The organism is Pseudomonas sp. SDT291_1_S447, assembly GCF_054070155.1.
Genome location: NZ_JBSVXS010000235.1, coordinates 1 through 3018, shown reverse-complemented (window position 1 = coordinate 3018; position 3018 = coordinate 1). Strand labels below are relative to the sequence as shown.

Here is a 3018-nt window from a genome sequence, read left to right as displayed (position 1 = left end):
GTTTCAGACACAATTCTTCCAACTGACACACCGCTATCGCGAGCAGGCTCACTCCTACAAGGGACCGTGGTGAATGGTCGGGTTGGGCTTGCCCGATGCGGCGTTTTGTTTGAAACTGCACACCTCGTCCCCCGCGGCGACCCTGGATCAGCAGACAGGGCATCACTGAGCTGGCAACCCTGAACCCCATTTTCAGAGGAGCCGGCAACATGCCCGCGACCCGTACCTGGTTAAAAAATCCCCTCGCCATTTTCACTTCCAACGAGCTTGATGCCCGTGGCGGTCTTGTCGTGCAAGACGGTGTCATCGTCGAAGTCCTCGCCGCTGGCCAGCAGCCGTCGGCGCCGTGCAATGCAGTGTTCGATGCCCGCGAGCATGTGATCCTGCCGGGCCTGATCAACACCCACCATCACTTCTATCAAACCCTGACTCGCGCTTGGGCGCCGGTGGTCAATCAGCCGTTGTTCCCGTGGCTGAAAACCCTGTACCCAGTGTGGGCGCGTCTGACACCTGAGAAACTCGCCCTCGCCAGCAAAGTCGCTTTGGCCGAATTGCTGCTGTCCGGCTGCACCACCGCTGCCGACCATCACTACCTGTTCCCGGATGGACTGGAAAACGCCATCGACGTGCAAGTCGAAAGCGTCCGCGAACTGGGCATGCGCGCCATGCTCACTCGCGGTTCGATGAGCCTCGGCGAGAAGGACGGCGGCCTTCCGCCGCAGCAGACCGTGCAGGAAGGTCAGGTGATTCTCGACGACAGTCAGCGCCTGATTCACGAGTACCACGAGCGTGGCGATGGCGCGCAAATCCAGATCGCCCTGGCGCCGTGCTCGCCGTTTTCGGTAACCCCGGAAATCATGTCGGCCAGCGCCGAACTGGCGAACAAACTCGACGTACGTCTGCACACGCATCTGGCCGAAACCCTCGATGAAGAAGATTTCTGCCTGCAGCGTTTCGGCCTGCGCACCGTCGATTATCTCGACAGCGTCGGCTGGCTCGGCCCGCGCACCTGGCTGGCCCACGGCATCCACTTCAACCCGGATGAAATCGCACGCCTCGGTCAGGCGGGCACCGGTATCTGCCATTGCCCGAGCTCGAACATGCGCCTGGCTTCCGGCATTTGCCCAAGTATCGATCTGACCGACGCGGGTGCGTTGTTTGGTCTGGGCGTCGATGGTTCGGCGTCCAACGATGCATCGAACATGATTCTCGAAGCGCGTCAGGCGCTGTACATCCAGCGCCTGCGTTACGGCGCCGAGAAGATCACCCCGGAACGCGTGCTGGGCTGGGCGACCAAGGGTTCGGCGAGCCTGTTGGGCCGTACCGACATTGGTGAGATTGCCGTGGGCAAGCAGGCGGATCTGGCGTTGTTCAAGCTCGATGAGCTGCGCTTCTCCGGCAGCCATGATCCGATTTCGGCGCTGTTGTTGTGCGGCGCGGATCGTGCGGATCGGGTGATGATTGGTGGTAAGTGGCGTGTGGTCGATGGCCAGGTTGAAGGGCTGGATCTGAAAGGCCTGATCGCCGATCACAGCCAAGCGGCGCGCCAGTTGATCGCCGGTACCTGATCCGATCACTAACCCCTGTGGGAGCGAGCTTGCTCGCGAAGGCGTCGTGTCAGTCAATACTTGAGTTGACTGATACTCCGCTTTCGCGAGCAAGCTCGCTCCCACAGTTGTTTTGTGGTCGGCTTAGAGACCAAGCAGGGACAGCATGATGAACGTCGCAAACAGCACGAAGTGGGTCATGCCTTCAATCGCATTGGTCTCGCCATCATTCAGGTTGATCGCGCTAACGATCAGCGTGATGAAGATCATCACCGTCTGCACCGGCGTCATCGCCATTTGAAACGGTTGGCCGGTGTACAACGCCATCGCCTCCATCACTGGCACGGTCAGAATCACCGTCGACAATGACGCGCCCATCGCAATGTTCACCACCGACTGCATGCGGTTGGCCAACGCTGCACGCAACGCGGTCAAAATCTCCGGTGCCGCCGAGATCGCCGCCACCAGAATCGCCGTGATCACCGGCGGCGCGCCCGTGCCTTCCAGGCCCAGATCGAGGGTCTTCGACATCACTTCGGCCAATGCGCCGATCACCACAATGCCAAACACCAGAATGCCAATCGACAGACCGATGCTCGGTGCTTTCGCCTGCGCGTCCTGCGGTTCCTTCTTGCGGCGTTTGTCCGGATAGCTGTAGCTGAAAAAGTAACTGTGCGGGCCGACTTGCATGCGCAGAAACAGCGCGTAAAGCACCACCATCGCACCGATGGTGAACGCCGAATAAATCTTCCAGTTGGCCTCGGGAATAAACTCCGGCACCACCATCGACACGCCCATGGCGGTGAGGATCATCACGCTGTAGCTGCGCGCGGAATCGTCGTTGTACGACTGTTCGCCGTGCTTGATCCCGCCCATCAGCGCAGCGAGGCCGAGGATGCCGTTGATATCGAGCATCACTGCCGAATAGATCGTGTCGCGCACCAACGTGGGCGACGCTTCGTTGCTCATCATGATTGCCAGAATAACCACTTCGACCAGCACGGCCGCAAGCGTGAGGATCATCGTGCCGTAAGGGTCGCCGACCTTTTCGGCGAGCAATTCGGCGTGATGGGCGACGCGCATCGAGGCGGCGACGATGAAGGCGATCAGCACCAGGCCGGCAGTCAGCGCGACGATCTGGCCGCTGTGCAGCATCCAGTGTTCCAACGGATAGGCGACGCACGCGGCGATGACGGCCAGGAGCAGAAAACTTTCTTGCTTGAGGAGGGTGAGCATGGACGGGCCTTTTACCGAAGAGTGCGAATGAGCTACTGACTGCGGGGCGGCGCTAACGTTTCGTTACACCTTAGCGCACCAAGCGCTGGCAGCTGGTTTCAGGCGTGCACTTTTATCGGCCCTGCCGGCCTCTTCGCGAGCAAGCTCGCTCCCACATTGAAATGCGATCCCCTGTGGGAGTGAGCTTGCTCGCGAAGGTCACAGCGCGGTTTCGGATTGTTTGTTGTCCTGTTGG

At 60.2% G+C, this 3018-nt stretch carries 2 protein-coding genes; one reads left to right on the top strand and one right to left on the bottom strand.

Annotated features, from left to right (window positions below; all coding sequences use genetic code 11):
* Positions 1-209: 209 nt before the first annotated feature.
* The gene (locus ACW9IR_RS29090; protein WP_102901594.1) at positions 210-1568 is read left to right on the top strand and encodes an 8-oxoguanine deaminase; all 1359 of its coding nucleotides are present in this window, start codon (positions 210-212) and stop codon (positions 1566-1568) included.
* Positions 1569-1691: 123 nt separating this feature from the next.
* Here ACW9IR_RS29090 and ACW9IR_RS29085 read toward each other — a convergent pair whose 3' ends face one another.
* The gene (locus ACW9IR_RS29085; RefSeq protein WP_007914697.1) at positions 1692-2783 is read right to left on the bottom strand and encodes a calcium:proton antiporter; all 1092 of its coding nucleotides are present in this window, start codon (positions 2781-2783) and stop codon (positions 1692-1694) included.
* Positions 2784-3018: the final 235 nt, after the last annotated feature.

Coding starts and splice junctions, on each gene's coding strand:
- ACW9IR_RS29085 (WP_007914697.1), bottom strand. CDS start 2,783: ATGCTCACCCTCCTCAAGCAAGAAAGTTTTCTGCTCCTGGCCGTCATC.
- ACW9IR_RS29090 (WP_102901594.1), top strand. CDS start 210: ATGCCCGCGACCCGTACCTGGTTAAAAAATCCCCTCGCCATTTTCACT.